This is a genomic window from Bacillus cereus group sp. RP32, assembly GCF_040459735.1.
Classification (GTDB): Bacteria; Bacillota; Bacilli; order Bacillales; family Bacillaceae_G; genus Bacillus_A; species Bacillus_A wiedmannii.
Genome location: NZ_JARVHO010000001.1, coordinates 3558488 through 3583228, shown reverse-complemented (window position 1 = coordinate 3583228; position 24741 = coordinate 3558488). Strand labels below are relative to the sequence as shown.

Below are 24741 nucleotides of genomic sequence, written 5' to 3'. Positions count from 1 at the left end.
AGTTTGTAGCAATTTGTACTTAAAATTAATATATTCAGTTCTTAAGTGTATTTTATAATGCGGTTTAAATAATTTTTCTCCCAAGGATTAGTGGTTTGTAAATTGGAAAAATAATATATTTAGTGATCTTCCACATGCTTGAAATAATTCTTAGTGTCTGGCGTATTTTCAACAGTAATATTTTGGAGAGAAGCCTTTTGTGTTTGTTCCTTCATAGATTAGAAAGTTATTTAATATACAAGTAAATGGTTTATGTTTATAGACTGTATTTTTAACTGAAAGGAGGTAGTAGTTCTTATAGTGAAACTAGTCCAGTATAAAATTCTACAGGCTATCCAACCAATAAACTTCTTTTAAAAACATACTAATTTGAAGTTATGTTCCACATTGAGTATTTCGAATTTATTGTTGGTAAATGTAAGTACGTATTAATATGAAATCAATTGTAACACCTCCTTTTTTATTATTCTGAAAATACAAAAAGAAGTATACAATAATTTTGATTTAATTGGAATATATTTCTTCGCAGATTTTAATGTATAACGAATTATAACTAAACATAATTAAAGATAACTAGATATAATTAAGTTTGAGTATTTTCAGTTTTTTTTTTCGCAAAAAATTTCTCTTATGAAATAAAATCGCATATTTCGACATGTGATGTTGTTATTTCATAAACATTTATTACATTGTTTTAAAAAAAATGAGGATCCACAATACTTTATTTGTTTAAATTGAGTGGATATTATTGTACAAATGTTTCTCAAAAAATAAATCTGAAAATATAGAAAAATTAGAATTTAAACTATAGTGAGAATGTTGTGGTATGTTCTGTTTGCGAGAATTAAATTTTGTACAAGTAATGCTTTTGGTAAAAGGAGGAGATACAAGAGTACTTTTTTGTTAGGTAATTTATTTATTGTCTTTTATTAAGAAGGGAGAAAAATTATGAAAACAATTAAATCATTTTTATTATGTGCTGTTTCTGTTTTTATGCTCGCAATTTTTACAGGATTCTCTCCTGCTCTGGCGGAAGAAAATGTTAATAAAACTGAGATAAAAGTATTTGCTGCTGCAAGTTTAAAAGATGTTTTAGAGGAAGTTACAGCTAATTATGAGAAAACTCATGGAAATGTAAAGTTTACTTTCACTTACGGTGGTTCAGGCTCACTCCAACAAATGATTGAGCAAGGTCAATCAGCAGATCTATTTATCTCCGCTGCCGAAAAAAATTTCACTCCTCTAGTTGAAAAGGGGTATATCAATCCGAGCCAAGCTATTAATTTTTTAGGGAATGAATTAGTATTGGCAACACCAATCGAAAATAATATTGTGCATAGTTTTTCAGACTTGAACACAAATAATGTGCAAAAGATAGCTATTGGTAATCCTGCAACAGTACCTGCTGGAATGTATGCAAAACAAGTATTTGAAGGGCTGAACCTGTATGAAGTTTTAAAACCTAAATTTGTATTAGCAACTGACGTAAGACATGTATTGTCGTTGATCGAAACGAAGCAAGTTGATGCTGGGCTTGTATATAAGACAGATGCACTCATTTCACCTCAAGTAAAAATAGTAGATACAGCAGATTCTAGTTTACATGATCCTATTATTTATCCAATGGGTGTTCTTAAAGCGACACCGTCTCCAGTTGAAACTACAGAATATTATAACTATCTTCAAACGGACCAAGTAAAAGAAACATTTGTAAAATACGGATTTTCAGTGCTAAATCAGAAACAGGGATTAAACAAAGCAGCATAAACATAAATTGTAGATTTTGTACAAACTTAGAGTATCCACCATTAGATAAAAAATATTTAGTGGTGGATACTTTCTTGTTTTGTAAATATCAAATTAAGTATTAACGATAATTAGATAAATAAAGAAGTTTTAATTCTTTTTTAGGAGCTACTTAAAATGAATTCTATGTTTGAAGTTGTCATATGTGATTTAGATGGTACTTTGCTAAACAATAATAAAGAGATTAGTAATAGGACAATAAAGACTATACAATCTTTAAATCAAATGAAAATACCTGTTATTCTCGCAACGGCAAGAGCACCAAGAGATATAGAAACTTATTTAAAAGAATTAGCACTTGATACTCCTAGCATTTGTTATAATGGGGCATTAATTTTTGATAATAGAAAAAGTAAAATACTTACGTCTAATATGATTGATATTTCCATAGTGAAAAAATTATTTGAAGTATTAAGAGAAGAAAAAAGCATTGAAAATTTTTTAGCTGAAAAAAATAACGAATTTTGGGTGGATGTAATTGATAAAGATGTACAGTGCTGGATTGATGCAGGTTGTCCACCACATGCAATAGGATATCCATCTACTTTTTTAGATGACCATTTATCTAAGTTGATCGTTAGGGGAAATACCGAATTTATTATCAGAATTTTGGAAAAACAATTCAAAGAACACTTAATTTATACATTTTCTGACTCCCGTAAAGTTTGGTTAGAAATTTTGTGTAAAAATGCAGGGAAAGCAGCGGCTGTAAAGTGGATAGCGAATCACTACAGTGTCCCACTTTCAAACATAGTGGCCTTTGGTGATGCAGAAAACGATATTGGAATGTTAGAACTAGTTGGTATGGGGGTTGCTATGGGGAACTCTGGAAAAGATGTGCAATTAAGAGCGAATTGTATTGCACCAACAAATGAAAATGATGGTGTAGCACACACTTTACGTGGGATTTTTTCTATATAAAGACTATAACTTATAAAGGGAAAGGATAGAATCTAATGACGAAAAACGGTTTGTTATATACATGTGGTAAATCAAAATCGATGTATCATGGTGAGGAAAATGATTCAATTATCATGCATTTTTTGGATAGTGTATCTTCTTATACACAAAATAAAAATGCTCGAATTATAGGAACTGGAATACTAAGATGTGAATTTTCTTCTCACATATTTGAGTTACTCCATAAAAAAGGGGTACCTAATCATTATATATCCAATATAGGAATGGGGAGAATGAAAGTTAACAAATTAGATATGATTAAATTGGAGATAATTCCTCGAAATATTGCAGCTGGTTCAATTGTAAGGAATTATCCTATCCAATATGGACAAGTTTTTAATCAGCCTATTTTAAAATTAGACCTCAAATATTCAAACGATCCGATGATGAATTCCGATTACATTGTTGCAATGGGTATTGCTACTAAAAGAGAAATAGAAGTTATAAGAGAGATAGCTTTTGAATTAAATGCTATTTTAAAGGGTTTTCTTTTGGAAAGAGGAGTAAAATTAGTTGATTTTAAGTTCGAAATGGGAAGAAATGCAGCAGGTGAGTTGGTAATAGGAGATGAAATTTCTCCAGATGGTATGCGTCTTTGGGATATAGAAACAAACCAATCTCTAGATAAAGATGTATTTCGTTACAACAAAGGAGACTTGGTACATGCTTATGAAGAAATATTGAAACGTATAATGCCAGTAGAGAGTATGAAATAATAAGATGAATAATGTAGATGTGAATTTTATTGAATACTCAACTGATACAGCTAGTTTTGAGTTATCTCCAGAGAGAGAACCGGTTTTATATGTAAATCCAGGTCAAGAAATCTCAATGGAGATAATGAATGCATTTTCACAAGAGACGGATAATGAAGAGGAACTAAATAATGTAATTAATAAAGGCAAACATCATCCGTTTACAGGGCCAGTTTATATCAATGGAGCATTGCCAGGAATGACAGTAGCTATAAAAATTAAAAATATTCATTTAGCAAAGCATGCATATACATGTATTTCGCGTTCTTCAGGAGTGTTGAAGGGGCAATTCACAGAACGAAATTATAAGAAAATAGAGATTAAAAATAATAGGATAGATTTTGAGGGAATTGATTTACAGGTTAGACCTAGCTTGGGAGGGATAGGACTAGCTGATCCCTTTAGAACAAGAAATGGTGCAACATGTAAATACGGAGGGAATTTAGATATCCGCTGGTTGGTTGAAGGAACAACAATTTATTTACCAGTAGCTGTCGAAGGTGGTTTATTATACGCTGGTGACTTACATGCTCTACAAGGAAATGGAGAACCCTCAGGGATTGCTTTAGAGGCATCAGGCACTTTACACATAAATGTAAATGTATTTGAAAATAATATTCCTACTCCCATTTTACAGGTAGAACAAGGACTTGTAATAATTGGCTTTGGGGAGACATTTGAAGAAGCTGTTAAGATGGGCGTAGATACTTCTACAAAGATAATAGCTCAAGCAAATCATATGAATAAGGCAGATGCCTACATGTTATTGGGATGTACCTCGGACATTGTTATTGGGCACTTAACAGGGAGAATTAAAAGTGTAGGAGTGTTAATTCCATTTGAAGTTTTACGTATAGAAGATGTACTGATTAAAAAGTAAACAAAGAAGAAAATGAAAAATTATTAACATTTGATTTTATATTTTCTATGAAGAGAGGAATCACTTTGTCAGTTAATGAAGAGTTTATTACAATTGCTCTTTCAAAGGGACGCTTATTATCAGAAACCTTGCAGATTCTAAGAGCAAGTGGGATTAATATCCCCGTAGATTTAGAGAGTTCGCGTGAACTGTGTTTTGAGTTAAGTGAACAAAATTTGCGCTTTGTATTGGTAAAATCAGTAGATATTTTACTTTTTTTAGAGAAAGGGATTGCTGATTTAGGCGTTGTAGGAAGTGATTTACTATTAGAAAAGGGTGAAGGTTTTGTAGATATACTTGATCTTAAAATTGGGCAATGTGAACTGTGTGTATGTGCAAAACCTGGTATAAATATAAGAGATGTAAAATCTGTAGCAAGTAAATATCCTGTAATTACAAAGAAATATTTTGATCAGCAATACCATGATATAGAAGTGATACATTTAAATGGTTCGGTGGAAATTGCTCCAGTGTTGAATATGGCGGATTGTATTGTGGAAATAGTGCAGTCAGGTAAGACACTTGCTGAAAATGGATTAATAATCTATGAAAAAATTGAAGAGATTTCAGCAAAAATAGTTAAAAGAAAAAAATCATTATATGAAAAAGAAAAACAAATTAATGACTTTTTGGCAAACTTTAATAATTATTTTTATAACATTAATGTGCCATCTAAGTTATAAAAATAACATTTTGAGAAAATAGGTGGTGTTTTGAAGTGAAAATAATAGTAATAACTGGTGCAAATCGCGGTTTGGGATACGGAATTGCAAAATCATTTGCGGAGAAAGGGCACAAGGTTATTGGATTGAATAGGACTTTGTGTAAAGAAGAATGGTTAGAAGAAATTAAATGTGATCTTTCACAAAAGATAGATATTGAAAAGTCTGTTGCCGAGATAATTAGACGATATGGGAAAATAGATATATTAATAAATAATGCAGGTATAAGAAGATTTAATAACATTTCAAAGATAACAGAACAAGATTGGCAAGACAGTATAAGTACAAATCTTTCAGCCCCATTATGGTTGATTCAGTTTACTGCCCCTATGCTAAAGCAGAGTAAAGGGCTAATCATATTCATTGGAAGCCATGCGGGTGAATACTATTTTGAGCAAGGTGTTGCATATTCAAGTACAAAATCTGCTTTGCACGCAATGGCAGAGGCAGCAATACAAGATTTAAGATACGAAGGAATACGTGTTAGTCACCTATCCTTAGGAGCAATTGCCAACAGGTCGATGGAAAATGATGAATGGAAAATGCGCCCACAAGATATAGGTCAATTGGCTGTTGCAATCTCAGAATTACCATCCAGCATAATGCCTGCTTTTGTAGAAGTTCGGCCTTCTATGCCAAATAGGTCTCCAATTTCTGGATTGGAAAGATTACAGTATATATAAGTATTATGGCGATACTTTATTTTTTAATCCCCTATTTTTTACGGAAATGGGGGAATTTTTTGTATTTAAAGGAAAAAAACGAGAAATTATATGATATATCTAATATCTTAATATAATAATATAAAAACATATATTACAAAAAGAGTAGGGGAAAGCATCTAGAAATATTTATGTACTTTTATATATAATGGTACAAGTAATGATATATATCATTAAGTTAAGGTAGTATAGTATCATATTGTAATGAAAGAGGAGCTTGTATTATGGAATTACAAGTTAGTTCCATCATCCACTGATGCAAGGCTGTGATCCTTAACCTATAGTCCACTTTCTCTGACACACATATGCACTTAAATCAAGATGGTTGGTCCCCATGTCTACCAAGTTAAGGAATGCATCGTCCTCAAAAGCGAAAAAAGTGAATTGAATTCCCAAGGTCAGCTATAAATAAAATTTTCGTTTTAGGGATATTTCAAATTATTAGCTTGACAGAAATGGGGTCTCGCCACATCCCCATCAAGTTAAGAATTTGGTTGCTCCCCAAAACGAAAAAATATGCTTTTTTGTTACAAGTAGCACAAAATTTGGTTCTGGGGGTACTATAAAATTTTAGCTTGATGGCTATCGGGCGGGACTCTGATAGGAAAATACAGACCAAAGTATAAAATAAAGCACCCGCCAAATTTGAAAAACTTTCAGATGTGGAAGGTTATTCTTTGAACCATTTCCGTATTCCTATCTAGCTGATTTCTTATGTTTTATCAGATATTTCAATGCATTTTTAAAATATCTGACAAAATAGCATTGACAGTTTATTAATTTATACATCATTATTAATAATGAAAATCATTATCGAACTTATCGGAGGACTTACTATGCGTACATATTTAAAGACGATACTTAGTTTATTGTCAGCTCTTTTCTTAGTGTTCATAGCTGCTTGTGGTAGCAATGAAGTGTCAAAAGAAAAAACAGAGTCAAAATCAAACAAAGGACAAGGTTATACCGTTAAACATGCTATGGGTGAAACAAAGATCACAAAAACTCCTAAACGCGTTGTTGTTTTAACTAACGAAGGAACAGAAGCGATTTTATCAATGGGAGTAAAGCCTGTTGGTGCTGTGAAATCTTGGCTAGGGGATCCATGGTACGATCATATTAAAAGCGATATGAAAGATGTTAAAGTTGTAGGGGTTGAACATGAAGTCAACTTAGAGAAAATTGCATCATTAAAACCTGATTTAATTATTGGTAATAAGGTACGCCAAGAAAAGGTGTACGATAAATTAAGCGCAATTGCTCCAACAGTATTTTCAGATACACTAGGAGGCGATTGGAAGGAAAACTTTAAATTATATGCAAAAGCTTTAAATCGTGAAGAAGAAGGCAACAAAGTATTAAGCAAATTTGATGCACACCTAGAAGGTGTAAAACAAAAATTAGGTGATAAAGTAAATCAAGAAGTTTCTGTTGTCCGTTTCATGGCTGGAACTTCTCGTATTTATTACACAGATTCTTTTTCTGGAGTTATTTTTGATCAATTAGGTTTTAAACGTGTGAAACAGCAAAAAGAGCTGTTTACTGCTAACAGTAAATTTGGCAACCTTGCTATAGATGTAGGAAAAGAAATGATTCCTAAAATGGATGGAGATGTTCTTTTTTACTTTACATATGCTCCAGAAAATGATCAAAAAGCTTTAGATAAAGCAAAAGAAATGACAAGCGATCCTCTTTGGAAAAATCTAAATGCTGTTAAAAATGGAAATGCACATGAAGTTAGTGATGCAGTTTGGAATACTGCTGGTGGTGTAATTGCAGCTAACAAAATGTTAGATGAACTTGAGAAAATTATGCTTAGCAAATAAGGCTTCAACTTCTTAATTTTTTTATATTAAGGCCGGAGAGTATAAAAATACTTTCCGGCTTTTACTATTTTTTAATGGAAACTTTTGAAGGGGTAGCCCCCCATGCCCATTAAGCTAAAGAATCAAAATTCCCCAAAACGAAAATTCTATCCGTTATTGTCTATTGATAATAATGCGTTATATTAACTTTACATGTATAGAACATACATTTTTTTAATAAATAAAGACACTGGTACAAGAGACAGATTCTTTCTTACATTTAATATACTAAATGCAAAAAAGGAGCTTGATTATTTATGCCATCAAAAAATAGAAATTGTTTTAATCCTTGCGAATTTCCTTATTCATTATTTCCTTGTGCATTTCCTTGTGCAGTTCCAGAGCCTATAAAACCAATAGACCCTACTAAATTTGATTATATCGTGATTGGTGCCGGAACTGCTGGAGGGGTAATCGCCAAAGAATTAACAGATGACAAAAGTACTTCTGTACTAGTGCTAGAAGCAGGAACAAATATGACGAATGAGCTAAGTAACCCTAGCGTTCTTGCGGCCATTAATACAACTCGAGGTAACAGGTTTAGCTTTAATGTTACTTCTGAATTAGAATCGACTATTGCACGTACACTTATTGCAACAAATGGTCGCACCATAGGGGGAAGCTCAGAAATTAGTGACATGTACGCCGTACGTGGGAGTAAAGAGTTGTATGACCAGTGGGCAAGTCTTGTTGGTAATCAATGGAGTTACGACAAGATTAGCTCCTTATTTGTAAAAAATGAAACCTATACAGGATCGACACAAGACCCTGATGAACGAGGATCACAAGGGCCAATCTTTATTAGGCAACAGAGTATTCCCCCTAATGGATTGATCAATACGTTAGTTCAAGCAACAAACACTGTATTGGGAACGCCGATTGCTGTGGACTATAATACTGGCATAAGGGATTGTACATTTTATAAATCGCAAATTATTCAAAAAGAAATTAGCCCCGGTCAATTTGTCCGATCCTCAACGGCAACAGGTTATTTAAATGATCATATTGTCAGTCAAGGAAACCAGTTCCATCCAGATGAATTTGGAGTTGGTGGAAGAAAGTTAGTTATTTTAGCTAAAACAACCGTTAACAAAATTTTATTTAAGAAAAAAAATGGACTGAACATTGCGGTTGGTGTTGAATTTGTCAAGGATGGTGTTTCACATAGAAGGTTTGCAAGAAAAGGCATTATCGTCTCTGCAGGATTTTTTTCCTCAGTCATTCTACAACGTTCAGGAATCGGTAAATCGGATGATTTGGCTAAAGCAGGTATATCAACATTTATAGAGAGTCCAAATGTGGGTCACAATCTTCAAACTCATGGTTATGTTGGATTAGGAGTTGAAATAGATACCTCTCAAATTCTTCCGATATTTTTTGCTGATCCCAACTTTCCACTTATCTTAGGTGCTTTCCAAGCAGAGAATCCAATGAATCTACTAGAAAGTCGTCGTCTCCAACTGATAGGGGCTCCTATCCCATTTTTTATCCCTGCTCCAGATGTGATCAGCAATGGTTGGAGCTTAGATTTAACTTTCCAAACTACTCCAAGTATCATGAGTTTTGGTATTGTAGACGTGAATACAAAAAGCAGGGGTACAGTGCTAGTGGAACATAGCGATCCAGAGGCTTATCCATCTCTTAACTTCAATCCGTTGGAAGATCCCAATGACCTAACGTATATGGTCGATCAATATAAGAGAATTTATAATATTATTGTAGAGGCTAGAGATCCACTGAAATACCCAAATAACGGAATCGGGAAAGTTGTATATCCACCCGAAAGTATATTCCAGCTACCTGACAATGATCCTAACAAACAACAGCAGCTTGAGAATTATGTCAAAGCCTCTTACACGAACTTCTCTTTAGGCGGTCAGTGTCGGATGGGACAAACGATTCAAGAAGGGGTTGTCGATGGATTCCTCAATGTGTTTGGTACCAAAAATCTTAAGGTTGCCGATTTGTCCATTTCGCCTATTATTCCAGATGGTCAGCCGTCCGCCGCTGCTCAGATGATCGGACTAAATGCGGTACGGTTTATAAAAGAGGATCCCTCTCCATATGTAATGACAGATAAGGAACTTGAAGATTACGAAAATGAGATTAAAATAATATAAATTAAATATTTATTCATTGGTTTTATTCTTATTTTTCGATCTAAAGATTGCGTTTTGGCTAGAATGCGGCTTGCTTTGTGGGGACGAACCCCATCGCTATCAAACTAATAAAAAGAAATATCCTCAAAATGAAAAAAATACGTTATTCTTTCTATAGAATTATAGGTGGTCTGACCCCATTTGGTGAGACAAAGAAAAAACACCTAGATAACATGTTTCCTATAAGCTATAGGTGACATATTATCTAATTTTCTCTGAATCCGTTCATTATTATAGTAGTGGATGTATTCATCCACAGTTTGTATTATACTAGCATTATTCGATTGTTTTATATTTTGCGCATAGAATCCTTCGGATTTCAAATGAGAATGAAAGGATTCTATGAGGGCATTATCATGGCAGTTTCCTGTACGAGACATGCTTGTGATAATGCCTTTTTCTTTGGCATATGTTTGAAATTGTTTTGATGTATACACCTTTCCTTGATCCGAATGTAAAATCGTATCAATCACATTTCGCTTTCTTAAAGCCTCTTTTAGAGTATCTAATACAAGAGAAACATCTTGTGTCTCAGCTATTTTATAACTTACAATTTCATTGTTAAACCCATCTATAATAGATGAAAAATAAAGAGTCTTATTGCCGAACATCAAATACGTGATATCAGTGAACCATTTTTCATTAGGCTTGGTAGCTTTAAATCTCCGTTGTATTCTATTTTTAGCTACCACTGGTTCATGACCGAGCACAAATATCTTTTTCTTTTTTCTAACCCGAGATAATACGTTGTATTTTCTCATGATACGTAATACTTTTTTATGATTCATTACGATGTTAAATTGATCACGTAGACAAGCTGTAACCCGACGATATCCATACCGATATTTATGATCTTGACATATTTCTATTACGGTTTTTTCTTCATGATTAGTTACTGTTTTCTCCTGTTTTTTCCAACGATAATAAGTAGCACGTGAAATATTAAATATGGAACACAGTTCTGCAATTGTAAAAATTGATTGCCGTTCCTTTATCATTTTCATTATTTCTTCTTTTCCTCCCACCTCCTTAAGATTTCTTGGCACTTTTCCAGCAATATAATCTTTGCCTTTAAATATCGTATTTCTAATTCTTTTTGTTCAAGTTCTGTTAACCTTTTTAAGCCTTTTCCATGTGCAGATTGTCTTCCAATAGATTGTTCAAACCGATAGGTTTCGCCTTCACGATACCATTTCATCCAAGTTTTAATTTGAGCCACATGTCTAATTCCTAAGGCATCCATAATTTCTTTATTTTTGAATCCTTGGTGTTTCATTTCAACTACTTTCCACTTTATTTCGGCGGGATAATGCGCCTTTTTCCCCATACGAAAAACACCTCCATTAAAATCATAACTGATACTTACGATTTAGAGAGGTGTTTTTTATCGTCTCATTCTCAGGGTTCACTCCAATAGTCATAGGGAGGCGTTTATTTGTTACCGTATTTTCCAAGTTTATATGAAGATGAGCTTATTTATAGTGTTTTTGCACGTTATTATAACCATATAGGCAGTCCAAGTAGAAAGTTGAGTATAAGAAGAAAAGATTTGATTCCAGGTAAATCATGGACAATTAGTACTGATTTACCTACTTCTTTAAATAACATAATGAAACGATTAAACATATTTGCATAGCCACCTGTAGATTCTTTAATAAAAAGAAATACTTTGTATTTCTACTATACAAATTTTTTTGGAAAAGAGATAAAAGAAAAAGTATGGGATGTTATGTGCAATGGTGGGAATGTTAATGTAATAAGTCTTATTGGAACAAGAGTATATACAACAATACAAAATCAGTACTTTAAGTATTGTCCGTGTTGTGTAGCTGACGATTATGAAAAGTTTGGAGAAACGTACTGGAGGTTACAACATCAGATACCTAGTGTATTTAGTTGTGAGAGACATGAAACATACTTGTTAGATAGTACTGTGGTATATAAATATAGCAATACTCAATATTTAGAGCCACCTACTATTGAAAACTGTCCAATAGTAAGAAAGGAAGTATCTTATTCTGATAGGACTAAAATGTATCTTAAATATATAACTAAAGAAAGCATTCTTCTAGCTAATAATAATTATAATTTCGAAGATGTGAATCAAATATATCGGACAATCTTAACCCAAAAAGGATACATAAATAAAAATGATTTACTTGATAGAAAAAAGTTACTTAAAGATTTTTTAGAGTTTTATGGAGAAGAATTATTAATTCTTATGAATTCAACAATCACAGATAGTGCGAACTGTTGGCTTATCAAATTAATTAGAACTCATTATACTTCGTTTCATCCTATCCGACATATATTACTTACTATTTTTTGGGATAAATCCGTGAAAAATCTAGCTGAAAATAATGAGGGGAAAATTAATCTTTTTGGCGAAGGACCATATATTTGTTTGAATAAAGCAGCAGAACATTATAATACTCGTATTATAGAAACAGTCGAAATAAAAAAATTTAAAGATAAAATAAAAGGAATTTTCGAATGTAATTGTGGATTTAGTTATTCTAAATTGGTGCCGGATCATATTTCCGATGAAAAAATGTATTGGAAAATCGAAAAATATGGAAAGGTTTGGAGGGATAAGCTATTTGAACTAAGATATGTTGAAAAACTATCAATAGCTAAGATAGCGAGAATATTAGGTACATACGATGCTAAAGTATACTATCATTTAAGAAATAAATTGTGTCTGGAGGATAGACAAGAAGAATTAAAACATCAAAATCGAAGGAAATATTTAGATTTAAAAGAAAAACATCCTGATTTTTTAATCCCTCATCTAAAAAGAATTGATACGAATTTAATCGCCTGGTTGTATAATAATGACAAAAAATGGATAATGAAAAATAAGCCAAATGTTAAATATAGACGTAGTAACAATTCTAAAACTTATAGAGAAGTGAATTGGCCGGAAAAAGATCAAGAATATTTACATAAATCAAGAGGCATTTTAGATAAATTATACCAGATTGAGCCTCCAATACATGTTACTAAAAATCGTGTAGCAAAAGAGTTAGGTATTAAGGGGGTTACAGGATATGAAAAGAAAACACCTAAAACTGTACAGTATTTACAGATGCATACTGAAGATAGAGAAGGTTATCAGTTGCGAAAAATTAAATATATTATCCCTATATTGATTAATAAAGGAGAAAAAATTATTAAAAATAACATACGAAGTTATGGATCCGTTAAATGTTTCGAGTTTAAAAACCCTGAAATGCAGAAAGAATTTATTGGACTAAGAGAGAAGTATAATTTTTAATATATGTATAGTGTACAACTATGTTGTTTTAATAAATGCCTTGATTAATTATGGAGGCAGTTAAGGGATAACCTTGTTGTAACTATCTGTAAATTGAAACTGAAAAATGGGGGGTTATATACCTTATGATATATAACTATCTTGAAACAAAACGCTTGTTTCTATAACTTTTTTTGTTACTATTAATAATGAGCAAAAATAAAGTATTAGGGGAAAGAAAATGAAAAAACAAATTGATCATATTGGAATCGCAGTTCGTGATATAGATAGTACGATACGTTTTTATGAACAAGTTCTCTCAGGGAAATTAATAGATCATTACGTAAGTGAAGCACCAGGTGTGGAAAGTGAAGTCGCTATTATAGAAGTGGATGGAGATAGAATTGAACTACTTGCACCGACGAATAATACAACATCACCAATTGCCCGATTTATAAAACAAAAAGGTAAAGGTGTACATCACGTTGCATATCGTGTCGATGATTTAGATGTAGCTTTAGAAGAATTAAAAAAACAAGGTATTCGAACATTAGAGCATACACTTCGAATAAATAAACATGGCAGACGATTAATTTACCTGAACCCAGCGGATACAGAAGGAACGATTATTGAGTATTGTGATTATCCGGAAGAGAAATAAAGGGATTTTATTATTGAAAAGGGTATTGCATAATAAAGTAATACCCTTTTTATTTATGTATTTGCTATGTGCTTACAACAGACAGATATCTTTTCAAAAGATATCTGTTTTCTTGCTATACAAGTGTGTATTACATATATGAAATACTCCAATGATGAGATACGTAAAGTTTGAATTTGCTTCTAATATATGTGTAGTGTACAACTATGTTGTTTTAATAATTACCTTGATTAATTAATTATGGATGCATATAAGGAACAACTTTGTTTTAACTATTTCAAAATTAAAGCTGAAAAATAGGGGGTTATACGCCTTCTGATGTACAACTATCTTGAAACAAAACAAAAAGGTGTTGTTAGGAACTTTAATAGATCGTTACGTAAGTGAAGCTCCTGGTGTGGAAAGCGAAGTAGCCATTCTTGAAGTGGATGGAGATAGAATTGAATTACTTGCGCCTACGAATAATACGACATCTCCAATTGCACGATTTATAAAACAAAAAGGTAAAGGTGTTCATCACGTTGCGTATCGTGTCGATGATTTAGATGTAGCTTTAGAAGAGTTAAAAGAACAAGGTATTCGAACGTTAGAGCATACACTTCGAATTAATAAGCACGGTAGAAGATTAATATATCTTAACCCAGCGGATACAGAGGGAACAATCATTGAGTATTGTGATTATCCAGAAGAGAAGTAAAGAAATTTTATGATGGAAGAAGGGTATTGCGTAATAACGTAATACCTTTTTTATTTATGTATTTCACACTTTTTTCATAAATGATTCACGATAACTTTTCTTCTTTAGGAACTTACATAAATATATTTTATGATATAATAACAACCGACTTTAAAAATGTAAGTTGTATCTATGAAGGTAGTTACTATTGTATTGGAAGTTAAGAGGTGAGATAGAAATAAAAAGTTACACTGTATAGAAATTTATATTTAATCAGGTTAATATTTCGTCGGAGAATGAAACTTGGGAAGTTTAAGGAATGAAAAGATAGTGATGAGGAAGAAAGAAGTGAAATGATTGTGAAAGTAATGAGAAGGTTAGGGGCATGGCTATTAATTGCGTGTGTACTTATCATATTGATACCAAAAAGTGCATCTGCTCATGCGTACGTTGTGAAATCAAACCCTGCTGAAAATGAAACGTTGAAGAAAGCACCATCTGTAGTGAAAATTGAATTTGATGAGGATATACAAGTTTCGCATTTTAATACATTGTTTGTAAGAGATACCTCAGGTACAAGAGTAGATTTAAAAGATGCTCATATCGATAAGAAAAACAAAAAAATATTAGAAGTAGGCTTAAAAGAAAACTTGAAAAACGGACTCTACTCTATTCAGTGGAAAGTGATTTCTGCTGACGGGCATCCTATTCAAGGAGTTATTCCGTTCCGAATTGGGTCAGAGGAAGCGGGAGCAGACGATATACAAGTAGAAGAGATGGGGTATGTCCCGAAAAAAGATATGATTATGGAACGTGGAGTTTTATATACAAGTTTCTCACTATTTATAGGAGTGCTATTCTTTAATCTTATTATGTATAAAGGGAATGCAACCTCGGTTCGATCAAGGAGTAAGAACATAATATGGATCTCATTATTGGGTATATTGATTAGCTTATTATTCAATCTGCCATTGCAAGCGAAAATAAATGCTGATGTTTCATGGTTAGAAGCATTCGATCCATTACTATTAAAAGAAACATTACAGCTTTCTGTTTTTGGATATGTATGGATTACTCAAATGGTTCTTATTAGTTCGCTTATAATTGTTACTTATTTTGCGATGAAGTGTGAGAAGTTGTCGTCGTTTAAAGTATGGAGCATTCCAATACTATTGTTTATCGGGATACTTGTTATGAAAGCCTTTAATAGTCATGCATTTGGTTTAAAGTTTAAAGAGATTGCGGTCGTTATGGACTTTCTACATTTATTCGCAGCTTCGTTATGGGTTGGAGGTCTATCATCCATTATTTTTCTTTTACGTAAAGAGGAAGACAAGTGGAATATGTATTGGGATATGATTAAGCGTTTTTCACCGTGGGCAACAGGTGCTGTCATCGTGATTTTAATAACAGGTCTTTTTAACAGTACATTCTTTATACCAACAATCCACTCGTTATTTGATACGAAGTATGGATTAGCTTTATTAGCAAAGATACTTTTATTCATTTTCATGGGGATATTGGGAATTGTTCATTATGTGAAAGGGAAAATGAGAGCGGAGCAAGGATTAGGCGCTACGGTGAAAGTAGAGTTTATCATTGGAATTATCATTTTCGTAATCGTAGCTTTTATGACAAACGTACAAACACCGCCGATGCCTCCAACTGGACCTTTTACAGAGAGTAAGCAATTAGATAATGGATATGAACTTACTTTACATGTAAGTCCTAATAAAGTAGGACAAAATACATTCCATATTACTTTAAAGGATGAGAACGGACAACCTGTTACTGATATGGAGCAAATTATTTTAACCACGCAATCATTGGATATGAATATGGGGAAGGGTTCATTTAAAGTTTCGGCCGTGTCACCAGGAGAATATGAAGCGGAAGGTATATATATTAACATGACAGGAAACTGGAATATGCAAGTGCACGGATTAACAAAATCTCTTGATAGTTTTGATACGGATTATAAATTTATTGTAGGCGGCAGATAAAGTGAAACTTTAATCAGCCCTCATCAATCGGGTTATCCGGCGAATAGCCGGGATAAAGAGAAGGTATAGATAAAAAGGAGCTAATAGAAAATGAAACGTATAAAAAAATTTGGCACAACAATGATCGCAACAATAATTGCAATGGGGATTTTTTCGTTACCTGTTAGTGCGCACGTCACTGTGAAACCAGAAGCTTCGGACGTTAATTCTTGGGAGACTTACACGATAAAAGTACCAGTTGAGAAGAATGTAGCAACGACAAAAGTTACATTGAAAATACCGTCTGGAGTAGAGTTCCAACAGTATGAACCAGTGCCAGGATGGAAAGTGGAAGAGCAGAAAGATAATGCTGGAAAAGTGAAAACTGTAGTATGGGAAGCAACAGGAGAAGGGATTTTACCCGGTCAGTTCCAGCGATTTACTTTCGTCGCTAAAAATCCGGATAAAGAACAAAAAATAGCTTGGGATGCATATCAACAATATAAAGACGGAGAAATTGTTGAATGGACAGGCGATGAAAAAGCTGAAAAACCACATTCACTTACTACAATTGCAAAAGGTACGTCATTAACAGGAGAACATGGTGAAGTGTCTAGTGTAGAACAGAATGAAGGTACTAGTAATATGCAAGTAATAGCGATTGTCTTATCTATTTTGGCGATTGTATCGTCGGCAGGTGCGTGTGTTTTTGTAGTACGCCGTAAAAGGTAAGTAAGATTGAAAGGTCTCATCGAAAATAATGAGACCTTTTTTATTAGGTCTATGGATTAGAAAGAATGAAGATAGTGGTACTATTATAGCCACTCTATAATGAAATGTATTGATGTATGGAAATCAATTGACGATTATTAAGTCTTCCGGCAGGATATCATGTTCGAGCCAGTTTTCAATTAAAGTATTAAATAGTATGGGATTTGCTAAAGAGATTCCATGACCAATTTTAGGAATGATAATACCTGTGCAATTTGTATTATTTTCAAGGATTTCAGTCATTGAGTCTTTCATAATTCTTTTTTCTTTGTTTCCAACAGTTACTAATATATTACTATTAGCATCCTTGAAACCTTTTGGTATTGTAAACGACATATTTTCTTCTAATATCCTTACAAATGTATTTTTATTTATTTGACAACTGTCATGATAATAGTTATCAAACTGTGTTTCATCTATGTACATTGATGTTGCTTGTATTTTGGAAAATGTCTTACTCTTTATTAGGAAGTAGGTTAAGCTAAGGAAGCTTATTAATGTTTTAGCGAAAGGGATTGGTTTAACTAATGCGCTATTGATCATAGCATATTGAATTAAGTTTGGCTTCATGCTGAGCATGGAAATTAATACTTGAGCGCCTAATGAAAACCCAATTACTATAACAGTTTTACCCTGACTTTTTTCTTCAATTAGGTCTATGATTTTTTCAGCACTAAAGTTTATTGAGAAAGGATCTTTACTTTTATTTTTTCCTTGCTCAAGTAAATCAGGAACAAGGCAGTGATAGTTAGTAAAATGTTTAATTTGTTTGTCCCACATCCAACCACTGACTCCACCCCCATGAATAAAAACCAGAAGTGGTGAGCTGGAATCTCCAAATTCTTTATACTGTATAACCATATAATGCCCCCTTATGATTAGAATTGTTAGTCCATCCATATATAGTAGAGGTAATATTCTTACTACTTAAGTATAATCATACAATAAAAAAGAAAAAAATTCCCTTTAATACAACTCTCCGTAACTGAACTCTACTGATAAAAGGGTGAAAAAGAGCCTACAAACAGCAGGCTCTTTTTCATTTTTATTTCACTTCAACCTGCTGCCTTACAGTAAGTGTTTTCGGCTTTATATTTACGAAACAAATACTCACAACAATAAATAATAGTCCGATGAATAAGCTAATAGTAATGGCCTCATGTAAGAAAATTGAACTTACAATAATAGCGATTAGTGGAATGAGGAATGTATAAGCCCCAACTTTACTTGCTTCACCAGCTCCAACAAGAGTGAAGTATGCAAGCCATCCCATTGCAATAACAAAGAATGAAATAAAGAGTAGTACACTAACAAACGGTATACTCCAAGCAATACTAGACCAGCTTTCAAACTCTGATCCAAATCCAATTAAGCAAAGCCCGCCAATAATAAGCTGCAGTGTTACCATCCAAATGGAATTAACGCGGTGCCCAGTCTTCTTAATAAATACTGTTCCAAGTGCCCAGCCAATAGCGCATCCTATCGCGAGAAGGATTCCGATAATAGAAATATGTCCAGTTAAACTACTAGAGCTAATGACACCTACGCCAATAAATCCAAGAACAAGCCCGAAAATTTTTAAGCCGTACATAGATTCTTCAAGCCAAATCCATGAGAAAATGCCGAGTAAAACAGGTTGTAGAAATACAATGGCGGAAAATAACCCAGCGGGCATATATTGAAGGCCTACAGTTTGTAATCCGTAAAATATAATGATGTTAAGTAAAGAAGAAATAACGTATAAATGCCAAGTTTCTTTTAAGTGTAACTCTTTGTATTTCGGTAATGCGAAAAGAAGTAAAATGAATCCTCCAATTAAAGTTCGAACGCCTGCAAATAAAACGGGTGGTGTATAATGCAGGGCAAACTTAGATAAAGGCCAATTGATTCCCCACATGAAAACGAGAAAGGTAAGGATTATGGCCGTCTTAGTTCGAGAAAGCTGTGTCACGGTAAGACCTCCTTGTTGTTATTCATTTCACTATGATATGATATCGACTGTAATAAATAAAATGAATCTTTTTTATAAGGAGTATAAGTGATTAGTTATGACCATTACACAACTGCAAGTATTAATAAAAACTGTTGAGTTAGGTAGTTTTACGAAGGCGGCCCGGGTGTTAAATATGACGCAGCCAGCAGTCAGTCATGCCATTTCAAGTATTGAGTCAGAGTTAGGAGTTACTATTCTTATACGTGATAAACGAAAAGGGCTAATTGTTACGGATGTAGGAAACAGAATTCTTGTACATATTAGAGAGATTTTGAACGGTGTAGAGAAGATTGAACAAGAAGTTGCGATGGAGAAAGGGCACGAAGTTGGGACGATTCGAATTGGGAGTTTTCCGAGTGCTTCTGCACATTTCTTACCGAAAATGATAAACCATTTTAAGGAGAAGTATCCGAACTTAGAGGTCGTTCTTTGCGAAGGAACGATTCAAGAGGTTGAAGATTGGTTAGTATCGAGGGTTGTTGATATAGGAATTGTTATTTTGCCTAATAAAGAGATGGAGATTGTTCCATTAACGAAAGGAAAAATGGTTGTTATCTTAAGAGATGACCATCCTCTTTGTAAGAAGGACTCTATTACAATTAGTGATTTAGAGAATGAACCAATCATATTATGTAAGGGCGGATATGAACCACCCATTATTGATATGTTTAAACAAGCCAACGTACCACTTCGGGCTGAGTATGTAATATCAACCGTTACTACAGCTTTAAACATGATTCAAGAAGGGCTAGGTATTGCAATATTAGCCGAATTATCTTTAACGAATTTACCACAGAATGTGCAAACGAGGGAATTGGAACCACAAGTATGGAGAGAAATTGCTTTAGCTGTTCCTTCATTAAAGGATTCTTCAATAGCTGTGCAGCTATTTATAGAGGAATTTCAAGCGCTATTTGCAGAGTAAAAAGAGGTGTCTCATATATCTTAATGGGACACTTTTTAATTTGCTTATAAAAAATTTATGAAAAGGATTGACTTATCTTTTTGTTGTAACTATAATGATTACATCGAGGTGATGATCACGATGAAAATTAGTAGCCGCTTTTCTATAGCTGTTCATATTTTATCTATTTTGAAAAATAATCCATCTTCACTTTGTACTTCAGACTATATGGCTGAAAGTGTAAACACAAATCCAGTAGTCATTCGCAAAATCATGTCGTACTTGAAACAAGCGGGTTTTGTATATGTAAACCGCGGTCCAGGTGGTGCGGGATTATTAAAGAATTTACATGAAATCACATTGTTAGATGTGTATCATGCAGTGAATGTAGTGGAAGAGGATAAATTATTTCATATTCACGAGCAACCAAATCCAGATTGTCCAATTGGAGCAAATATTCAAGCGGTGTTAGAAGTTATATTAATACAAGCGCAATCCGCGATGGAAGAAATTTTGAGAAATATTACGATGGGGCATTTGTTTGAAACTTTGCAAGAAAAAATGAATGCTTAAATCATATTTATATTTTTTTATTATTAATGTAACTGATTTGATTACAACTATGAAGGTAAGGTGTAAAAGTATGACTGTAAAAATGAAAGTATACTCAGATTTTATATGTCCATTTTGTTTTTTAGCAAAAGGTCCATTAGATGAAGTTGCGAAAGAGAAAGATGTAGAAATTGAATGGATGCCATTTGAATTACGTCCAAGTCCATATTCAAAAATAGATCCATGGAATGAGCCAGAAAAATTAGGCTCATGGGATGCTTTTATTCTTCCAACCGCGAAGAAGTTAGGAATTGATATGCGTTTGCCGCGTGTTTCACCGCATCCATATACACATTTAGCTTTCGAAGGATGTCAATTTGCGAAAGAACGTGGACTAGGAAATGAGTATCATCACCGCGTATTCACCGCATTTTTCCAAGAAGAGCAAAACATTGAAGATATTGATGTTTTAACAAAATTAGCGGTAGAAGTAGGTCTTCCTGAATCTGAATTTAAAGATGCTTTAGTAACTCGTAAATATAAAGAAAAGCATCAAGAAGCAATTCAGCATGCATATGATGAAGCAAATATTATGGCTGTTCCAACTGTCATGATTGGAGATGAAGTCATTCAAGGGCTTGCTAGTAAAGAAACGCTACAAAGAGTCATCGATAAAGAAATTGAAAAGGATAAAACAAATTCATTTGAAGGTATGCAATGTAATACAGATGGATATTGCTAATTCGCTTGTTATGAAATAACAAAATAAATTATAAAACAAATATTTGGAGGAATTAAAATGTCAGCAACTACAACAAATTTAAAAGAAGCAATCGTGAACCGTCGTTCTATTCGTAAAGTAACAAAAAACGATGCAATTACGAAAGAAAAAATTGAAGAAGTTTTACAAACAGCTTTACACGCACCAACATCTTTCAATATGCAAAGTGGTCGTATGGTTGTATTAATGGATGGAGAACATGAAAAGTTTTGGGATATTGTTAAAGAAACACTAAGAGCCCGCGTACCAGCAGAAAACTTTGAAGCAACTGTAGAAAGATTAAAAGGTTTCCATACAGGTGTTGGGACTGTGTTATTCTTTGAAGATCAAGCAACAGTAGAAAAAATGCAAGAAAATGCACCATTATATAAAGATCAGTTCCCATTCTGGTCTCATCAAGGAAATGCAATGTTACAACATACTGTATGGATGTTATTATCGGCTGAAGGAATTGGCGCATCCCTGCAACACTACAATCCAATCGTAGATGCTGAAGTGAAAGAAACTTGGAACATTCCAGCAGAGTGGAGCTTAGTAGGACAAATGCCATTTGGTGAGCCAAATGAACAACCAGGAGAAAGAACTTTCTTACCTACTGAAGATGTAGTGAAATTTTATTAAGAAATTTAATATATAAAAAGTTAAATAAAAGGAGAGTACGTATTAGTCATATATGTACTCTCCTTTCGTATGCAATGTTAAACTCTTACTGCAAGAACGATTTCCTTCATATGAATCGAAGTTTTTCCTTACAATTAAAAATCTGTTATGTTTATTGTTTTGTAATGACAGTAAACATCCCCGTCATGTTTGGTGAGTAATCCTTAAAATCAAATTTTTCATAGAATGATTCTTTACCTTCTGATGCAAATAAACCAACAAACGCCTTATCAGGGGCATTCTCATGTAAGTATGCAACTAAACGATGCATGATTTCTTTCCCGATACCATGTTTCTGATAATCCGGATGAACTACTATATCTTGAATATAGAAATAGATAGATCCGTCACCAACAATTCGCCCCATGCCAATTATTTGTTCATTATCTTTCACTGTGATGCAGTGAATAGAATTCTTCAGTGAAGTATCTGCTACATCAAAATTCATATAATCAGTCCATCCAACAGAATCACACAAATATTTGTACTCTTCTAATGGTGGGATGTTATGTTTAAACTCATATGTTTTCAAAATGTACCCTCCAAGCCCTTAAATTTAACAAGTATATACATTCGACATTTTTTTATCTTTTCCTCTTATGTAACTGAATTCCCTTTAGCTATTGAATTTCGTCCAGTTTCCGTATTTGTATTTGTGTTAATTAATAAGAGTTTAGGGGAAAAATATAAGAAATAATCGAAAGGGAAGTGGGAAAATGAATGATGAGAAAAAGTATACAGTGGTAGGTACTGATGTTGAAGAAGTAAAACGTTTAAATGAAAATTCGGGATTATCATATAATCAAGTGAAAGAATTATTAGCGAAGCAAATGCAAAAAAAGAAGTAATGAAATTGAAATCCTTTATTTTTTCATTTAGCATTCTAATTAGAGAGAGTTATGAGGATAACTCTCTTTTTCAATACAATGGAGCAACTTTTAGAGCGGAGGAAACAGCATGAAAAAGTGGGTAAAGATAACGCTGTCAATTGCTGGGGGTATTGTCCTATTGGCATGTGCCGGAGGATATTACGTGTATAAAAATTATTTTCCAAAGGAACCTGAGCGTATCGTATATGATAAAGATAGAGTGTTAAAACCGATACATAATCAGCTGAAAGGAATCAACATAGATAAAGTAAAGATAAAAGAAAAAGAGGTTGTAAATGCGACTGTGAACGAGCTTCAAAAAATGATTGATGATGGAAAATTATCATATGAAGAATTAACGAGTATTTATCTTTTTAGAATACAAGAACATGACCAAAATGGAATATCATTAAATACTGTTACAGAGATTAATCCAAATGCAATGGAAGAAGCGCGAAAGTTAGATAAAGAAAGGTCTTCAAATAAGAAGTCGAACTTATACGGCATGCCGGTTATCGTAAAAGATAATGTACAAACAGAAAAGGTGATGCCGACAAGTGCGGGCACGTATGTGTTAAAAGATTGGATTGCAGATAAAGATGCGACAATCGTGAAGAAGTTGAAAGAAGAAGGTGCGTTTGTTTTAGGGAAAGCGAATATGTCTGAGTGGGCAAATTATTTATCCTTTACAATGCCTAGCGGATATAGCGGGAAAAAAGGACAAAATTTGAATCCATACGGTCCGATTACGTTTGATACATCGGGATCAAGTTCTGGATCTGCTACAGTAGTTGCGGCAGATTTTGCACCACTTGCAATCGGGACGGAAACGACTGGGTCAATTGTAGCACCCGCGACGCAGCAATCAGTAGTTGGGTTACGTCCATCACTAGGTATGGTGAGTAGATCTGGCATTATTCCGTTAGCTGAAACACTTGATACAGCAGGGCCGATGGCAAGAACGGTAAAGGATGCGGCAACGTTATTTAATATAATGGTAAGTTATGATGGAAAAGATGCTATGACAGAAAAAATGAAAGATAAAGAAAGAATTGATTATACGAAGGACTTATCAATAGACGGATTGATAGGGAAAAAAGTAGGAGTTCTTTTTTCAATAGATCGACAAGATGAGAATAGAAAAGAAGTAGCAGAAAAGATTAGAAAAGACCTTCAAGATGCAGGTGCGATCTTGACTAATGATATTCAGTTAAACGATGGGGGAGTAGATAACCTGCAAACATTAGAATATGAGTTCAAACATAATGTTAACGACTATCTTGCACAGCAAAAAAATGTGCCGGTAAAATCGCTAGAAGAGATTATAGCGTTTAATAAAAAGGATAGTAATAGACGAATAAAATACGGACAAGCATTAATTGAGGGATCTGAAAAATCTGCTATAACGAAAGATGAGTTTGAAAAAATAGTACGATCGAGTCAAGAAAATGCAAGAAAAGAGCTAGATAGATATTTAGTAGAAAAAGGTTTGGATGCTTTAGTTATGATTAACAACGAAGAAGTTCTTCTATCAGCTGTAGCTGGCTATCCAGAATTAGCGGTGCCAGCAGGATATGATAACAATGGAGAGCCAGTAGGTGCAGTGTTTGTCGGGAAGCAATTTGGTGAAAAGGAACTGTTCAATATTGGATATGCGTATGAGCAGCAGTCTAAAAATAGAAGATCACCAAAACTGTAAAAGGGTAAACGAAAAAAAGAGCTCCACTG

General features: G+C 33.5%; 24 protein-coding genes and 1 pseudogene. 20 read left to right on the top strand and 5 right to left on the bottom strand.

Going from position 1 to position 24741, the window contains the following annotated elements; all coding sequences use genetic code 11:
* Positions 1-948: 948 nt before the first annotated feature.
* The 8 genes from modA to QCI46_RS18375 all read left to right on the top strand — a co-directional run bounded on the left by modA (position 949) and on the right by QCI46_RS18375 (position 9869).
* On the top strand, positions 949-1767 hold the full coding sequence (gene modA / locus QCI46_RS18410; RefSeq protein WP_017673918.1) for a molybdate ABC transporter substrate-binding protein: 819 nt from the start codon (positions 949-951) through the stop codon (positions 1765-1767).
* Positions 1768-1923: 156 nt separating this feature from the next.
* Complete coding sequence (locus tag QCI46_RS18405) at positions 1924-2727, top strand: Cof-type HAD-IIB family hydrolase (protein ID WP_098393561.1); 804 nt, start codon at positions 1924-1926, stop codon at positions 2725-2727.
* 35 nt (positions 2728-2762) lie between these two features.
* Positions 2763-3482 carry a phosphoribosylaminoimidazolesuccinocarboxamide synthase gene (locus QCI46_RS18400; protein WP_000164571.1) on the top strand — a complete coding sequence of 240 codons (720 nt, stop codon included), beginning with the start codon at positions 2763-2765 and terminating at the stop codon, positions 3480-3482.
* 4 nt (positions 3483-3486) lie between these two features.
* Positions 3487-4401, top strand: coding sequence for an acetamidase/formamidase family protein (locus tag QCI46_RS18395; protein WP_088082625.1), 915 nt, complete (start codon positions 3487-3489; stop codon positions 4399-4401).
* Positions 4402-4466: 65 nt separating this feature from the next.
* Complete coding sequence (gene hisG / locus QCI46_RS18390) at positions 4467-5123, top strand: ATP phosphoribosyltransferase (RefSeq protein WP_088082624.1); 657 nt, start codon at positions 4467-4469, stop codon at positions 5121-5123.
* 35 nt (positions 5124-5158) lie between these two features.
* Positions 5159-5845: an SDR family NAD(P)-dependent oxidoreductase gene (locus QCI46_RS18385; protein ID WP_000692393.1), complete on the top strand. Its 687-nt coding sequence runs from the start codon at positions 5159-5161 to the stop codon at positions 5843-5845.
* Between the two features lie 875 nt (positions 5846-6720).
* Positions 6721-7710, top strand: coding sequence for an ABC transporter substrate-binding protein (locus tag QCI46_RS18380; protein ID WP_088082623.1), 990 nt, complete (start codon positions 6721-6723; stop codon positions 7708-7710).
* A gap of 296 nt (positions 7711-8006) precedes the next feature.
* Positions 8007-9869 (top strand): GMC family oxidoreductase, encoded by a 1863-nt coding sequence (locus QCI46_RS18375; protein WP_353841087.1) that lies wholly within the window; start codon positions 8007-8009, stop codon positions 9867-9869.
* Between the two features lie 203 nt (positions 9870-10072).
* On the opposite strand, the gene QCI46_RS18370 is transcribed toward QCI46_RS18375, so the two are convergent.
* Positions 10073-11235, bottom strand: a protein-coding gene (locus QCI46_RS18370; RefSeq protein WP_098818981.1) for an IS3 family transposase whose coding sequence is annotated in 2 segments (ribosomal slippage) — positions 10073-10968 and positions 10968-11235 — 1164 coding nt in all. Because the reading frame shifts where the segments join, the coding sequence is not laid out codon by codon here.
* Between the two features lie 170 nt (positions 11236-11405).
* Positions 11406-11534 carry a hypothetical protein gene (locus QCI46_RS18365; RefSeq protein ID WP_353841086.1) on the bottom strand — a complete coding sequence of 43 codons (129 nt, stop codon included), beginning with the start codon at positions 11532-11534 and terminating at the stop codon, positions 11406-11408.
* A gap of 103 nt (positions 11535-11637) precedes the next feature.
* Here QCI46_RS18365 and QCI46_RS18360 point away from each other — a divergent pair.
* The 6 genes and pseudogenes from QCI46_RS18360 to QCI46_RS18335 all read left to right on the top strand — a co-directional run.
* Positions 11638-11817: pseudogene (locus tag QCI46_RS18360) on the top strand (TniQ family protein); the annotation flags it as partial.
* A 9-nt stretch (positions 11818-11826) separates the two neighbouring features.
* The gene (locus QCI46_RS18355) at positions 11827-13185 is read left to right on the top strand and encodes a TnsD family Tn7-like transposition protein (RefSeq protein WP_353841085.1); all 1359 of its coding nucleotides are present in this window, start codon (positions 11827-11829) and stop codon (positions 13183-13185) included.
* Between the two features lie 220 nt (positions 13186-13405).
* Positions 13406-13825: a VOC family protein gene (locus QCI46_RS18350; protein WP_168409337.1), complete on the top strand. Its 420-nt coding sequence runs from the start codon at positions 13406-13408 to the stop codon at positions 13823-13825.
* Positions 13826-14156: 331 nt separating this feature from the next.
* Positions 14157-14522, top strand: a complete 366-nt coding sequence (locus QCI46_RS18345; protein WP_353841084.1) for a VOC family protein — start codon at positions 14157-14159, stop codon at positions 14520-14522.
* 332 nt (positions 14523-14854) lie between these two features.
* Complete coding sequence (locus QCI46_RS18340) at positions 14855-16504, top strand: copper resistance CopC/CopD family protein (protein WP_353841083.1); 1650 nt, start codon at positions 14855-14857, stop codon at positions 16502-16504.
* Positions 16505-16594: 90 nt separating this feature from the next.
* On the top strand, positions 16595-17215 hold the full coding sequence (locus QCI46_RS18335; RefSeq protein ID WP_353841082.1) for a YcnI family copper-binding membrane protein: 621 nt from the start codon (positions 16595-16597) through the stop codon (positions 17213-17215).
* A 123-nt stretch (positions 17216-17338) separates the two neighbouring features.
* Here the strand turns inward: QCI46_RS18335 and QCI46_RS18330 are convergent, their stop codons facing one another.
* Together QCI46_RS18330 and QCI46_RS18325 are read right to left on the bottom strand one after the other, a co-directional pair.
* Positions 17339-18115, bottom strand: a complete 777-nt coding sequence (locus QCI46_RS18330; RefSeq protein ID WP_353841081.1) for an alpha/beta fold hydrolase — start codon at positions 18113-18115, stop codon at positions 17339-17341.
* A gap of 184 nt (positions 18116-18299) precedes the next feature.
* The gene (locus tag QCI46_RS18325) at positions 18300-19205 is read right to left on the bottom strand and encodes a DMT family transporter (protein ID WP_000192803.1); all 906 of its coding nucleotides are present in this window, start codon (positions 19203-19205) and stop codon (positions 18300-18302) included.
* A gap of 97 nt (positions 19206-19302) precedes the next feature.
* Here QCI46_RS18325 and QCI46_RS18320 point away from each other — a divergent pair, with 97 nt between their 5' ends.
* From QCI46_RS18320 to QCI46_RS18305, 4 genes are all read left to right on the top strand, one after another.
* Positions 19303-20172 carry a LysR family transcriptional regulator gene (locus QCI46_RS18320; RefSeq protein ID WP_353841080.1) on the top strand — a complete coding sequence of 290 codons (870 nt, stop codon included), beginning with the start codon at positions 19303-19305 and terminating at the stop codon, positions 20170-20172.
* 120 nt (positions 20173-20292) lie between these two features.
* The gene (locus tag QCI46_RS18315; protein ID WP_483299021.1) at positions 20293-20724 is read left to right on the top strand and encodes an Rrf2 family transcriptional regulator; all 432 of its coding nucleotides are present in this window, start codon (positions 20293-20295) and stop codon (positions 20722-20724) included.
* A 70-nt stretch (positions 20725-20794) separates the two neighbouring features.
* Entirely contained in the window at positions 20795-21445 is a 651-nt protein-coding gene (locus tag QCI46_RS18310) for a DsbA family oxidoreductase (protein WP_353841079.1), read from the top strand.
* A 57-nt stretch (positions 21446-21502) separates the two neighbouring features.
* A complete protein-coding gene (locus tag QCI46_RS18305) occupies positions 21503-22105 on the top strand; it encodes a nitroreductase family protein (protein ID WP_327960455.1) in 603 nt (200 codons plus the stop codon).
* 151 nt (positions 22106-22256) lie between these two features.
* Here QCI46_RS18305 and QCI46_RS18300 read toward each other — a convergent pair whose 3' ends face one another.
* Positions 22257-22676, bottom strand: a complete 420-nt coding sequence (locus tag QCI46_RS18300; protein WP_353841078.1) for a GNAT family N-acetyltransferase — start codon at positions 22674-22676, stop codon at positions 22257-22259.
* A gap of 184 nt (positions 22677-22860) precedes the next feature.
* Here QCI46_RS18300 and QCI46_RS18295 point away from each other — a divergent pair, with 184 nt between their 5' ends.
* Both QCI46_RS18295 and QCI46_RS18290 read left to right on the top strand, forming a co-directional pair.
* Complete coding sequence (locus tag QCI46_RS18295) at positions 22861-22992, top strand: hypothetical protein (RefSeq protein WP_000997338.1); 132 nt, start codon at positions 22861-22863, stop codon at positions 22990-22992.
* A gap of 109 nt (positions 22993-23101) precedes the next feature.
* The gene (locus QCI46_RS18290) at positions 23102-24712 is read left to right on the top strand and encodes an amidase family protein (protein WP_353841077.1); all 1611 of its coding nucleotides are present in this window, start codon (positions 23102-23104) and stop codon (positions 24710-24712) included.
* Positions 24713-24741: the final 29 nt, after the last annotated feature.

Coding starts and splice junctions, on each gene's coding strand:
- QCI46_RS18395 (WP_088082625.1), top strand. CDS start 3,487: ATGAATAATGTAGATGTGAATTTTATTGAATACTCAACTGATACAGCT.
- QCI46_RS18310 (WP_353841079.1), top strand. CDS start 20,795: ATGACTGTAAAAATGAAAGTATACTCAGATTTTATATGTCCATTTTGT.
- QCI46_RS18375 (WP_353841087.1), top strand. CDS start 8,007: ATGCCATCAAAAAATAGAAATTGTTTTAATCCTTGCGAATTTCCTTAT.
- QCI46_RS18335 (WP_353841082.1), top strand. CDS start 16,595: ATGAAACGTATAAAAAAATTTGGCACAACAATGATCGCAACAATAATT.
- modA (WP_017673918.1), top strand. CDS start 949: ATGAAAACAATTAAATCATTTTTATTATGTGCTGTTTCTGTTTTTATG.
- QCI46_RS18400 (WP_000164571.1), top strand. CDS start 2,763: ATGACGAAAAACGGTTTGTTATATACATGTGGTAAATCAAAATCGATG.
- QCI46_RS18350 (WP_168409337.1), top strand. CDS start 13,406: ATGAAAAAACAAATTGATCATATTGGAATCGCAGTTCGTGATATAGAT.
- QCI46_RS18290 (WP_353841077.1), top strand. CDS start 23,102: ATGAAAAAGTGGGTAAAGATAACGCTGTCAATTGCTGGGGGTATTGTC.
- QCI46_RS18305 (WP_327960455.1), top strand. CDS start 21,503: ATGTCAGCAACTACAACAAATTTAAAAGAAGCAATCGTGAACCGTCGT.
- QCI46_RS18315 (WP_483299021.1), top strand. CDS start 20,293: ATGAAAATTAGTAGCCGCTTTTCTATAGCTGTTCATATTTTATCTATT.
- QCI46_RS18320 (WP_353841080.1), top strand. CDS start 19,303: ATGACCATTACACAACTGCAAGTATTAATAAAAACTGTTGAGTTAGGT.
- QCI46_RS18380 (WP_088082623.1), top strand. CDS start 6,721: ATGCGTACATATTTAAAGACGATACTTAGTTTATTGTCAGCTCTTTTC.
- QCI46_RS18405 (WP_098393561.1), top strand. CDS start 1,924: ATGAATTCTATGTTTGAAGTTGTCATATGTGATTTAGATGGTACTTTG.
- QCI46_RS18365 (WP_353841086.1), bottom strand. CDS start 11,534: ATGTTTAATCGTTTCATTATGTTATTTAAAGAAGTAGGTAAATCAGTA.
- QCI46_RS18295 (WP_000997338.1), top strand. CDS start 22,861: ATGAATGATGAGAAAAAGTATACAGTGGTAGGTACTGATGTTGAAGAA.
- QCI46_RS18330 (WP_353841081.1), bottom strand. CDS start 18,115: ATGGTTATACAGTATAAAGAATTTGGAGATTCCAGCTCACCACTTCTG.
- QCI46_RS18340 (WP_353841083.1), top strand. CDS start 14,855: ATGATTGTGAAAGTAATGAGAAGGTTAGGGGCATGGCTATTAATTGCG.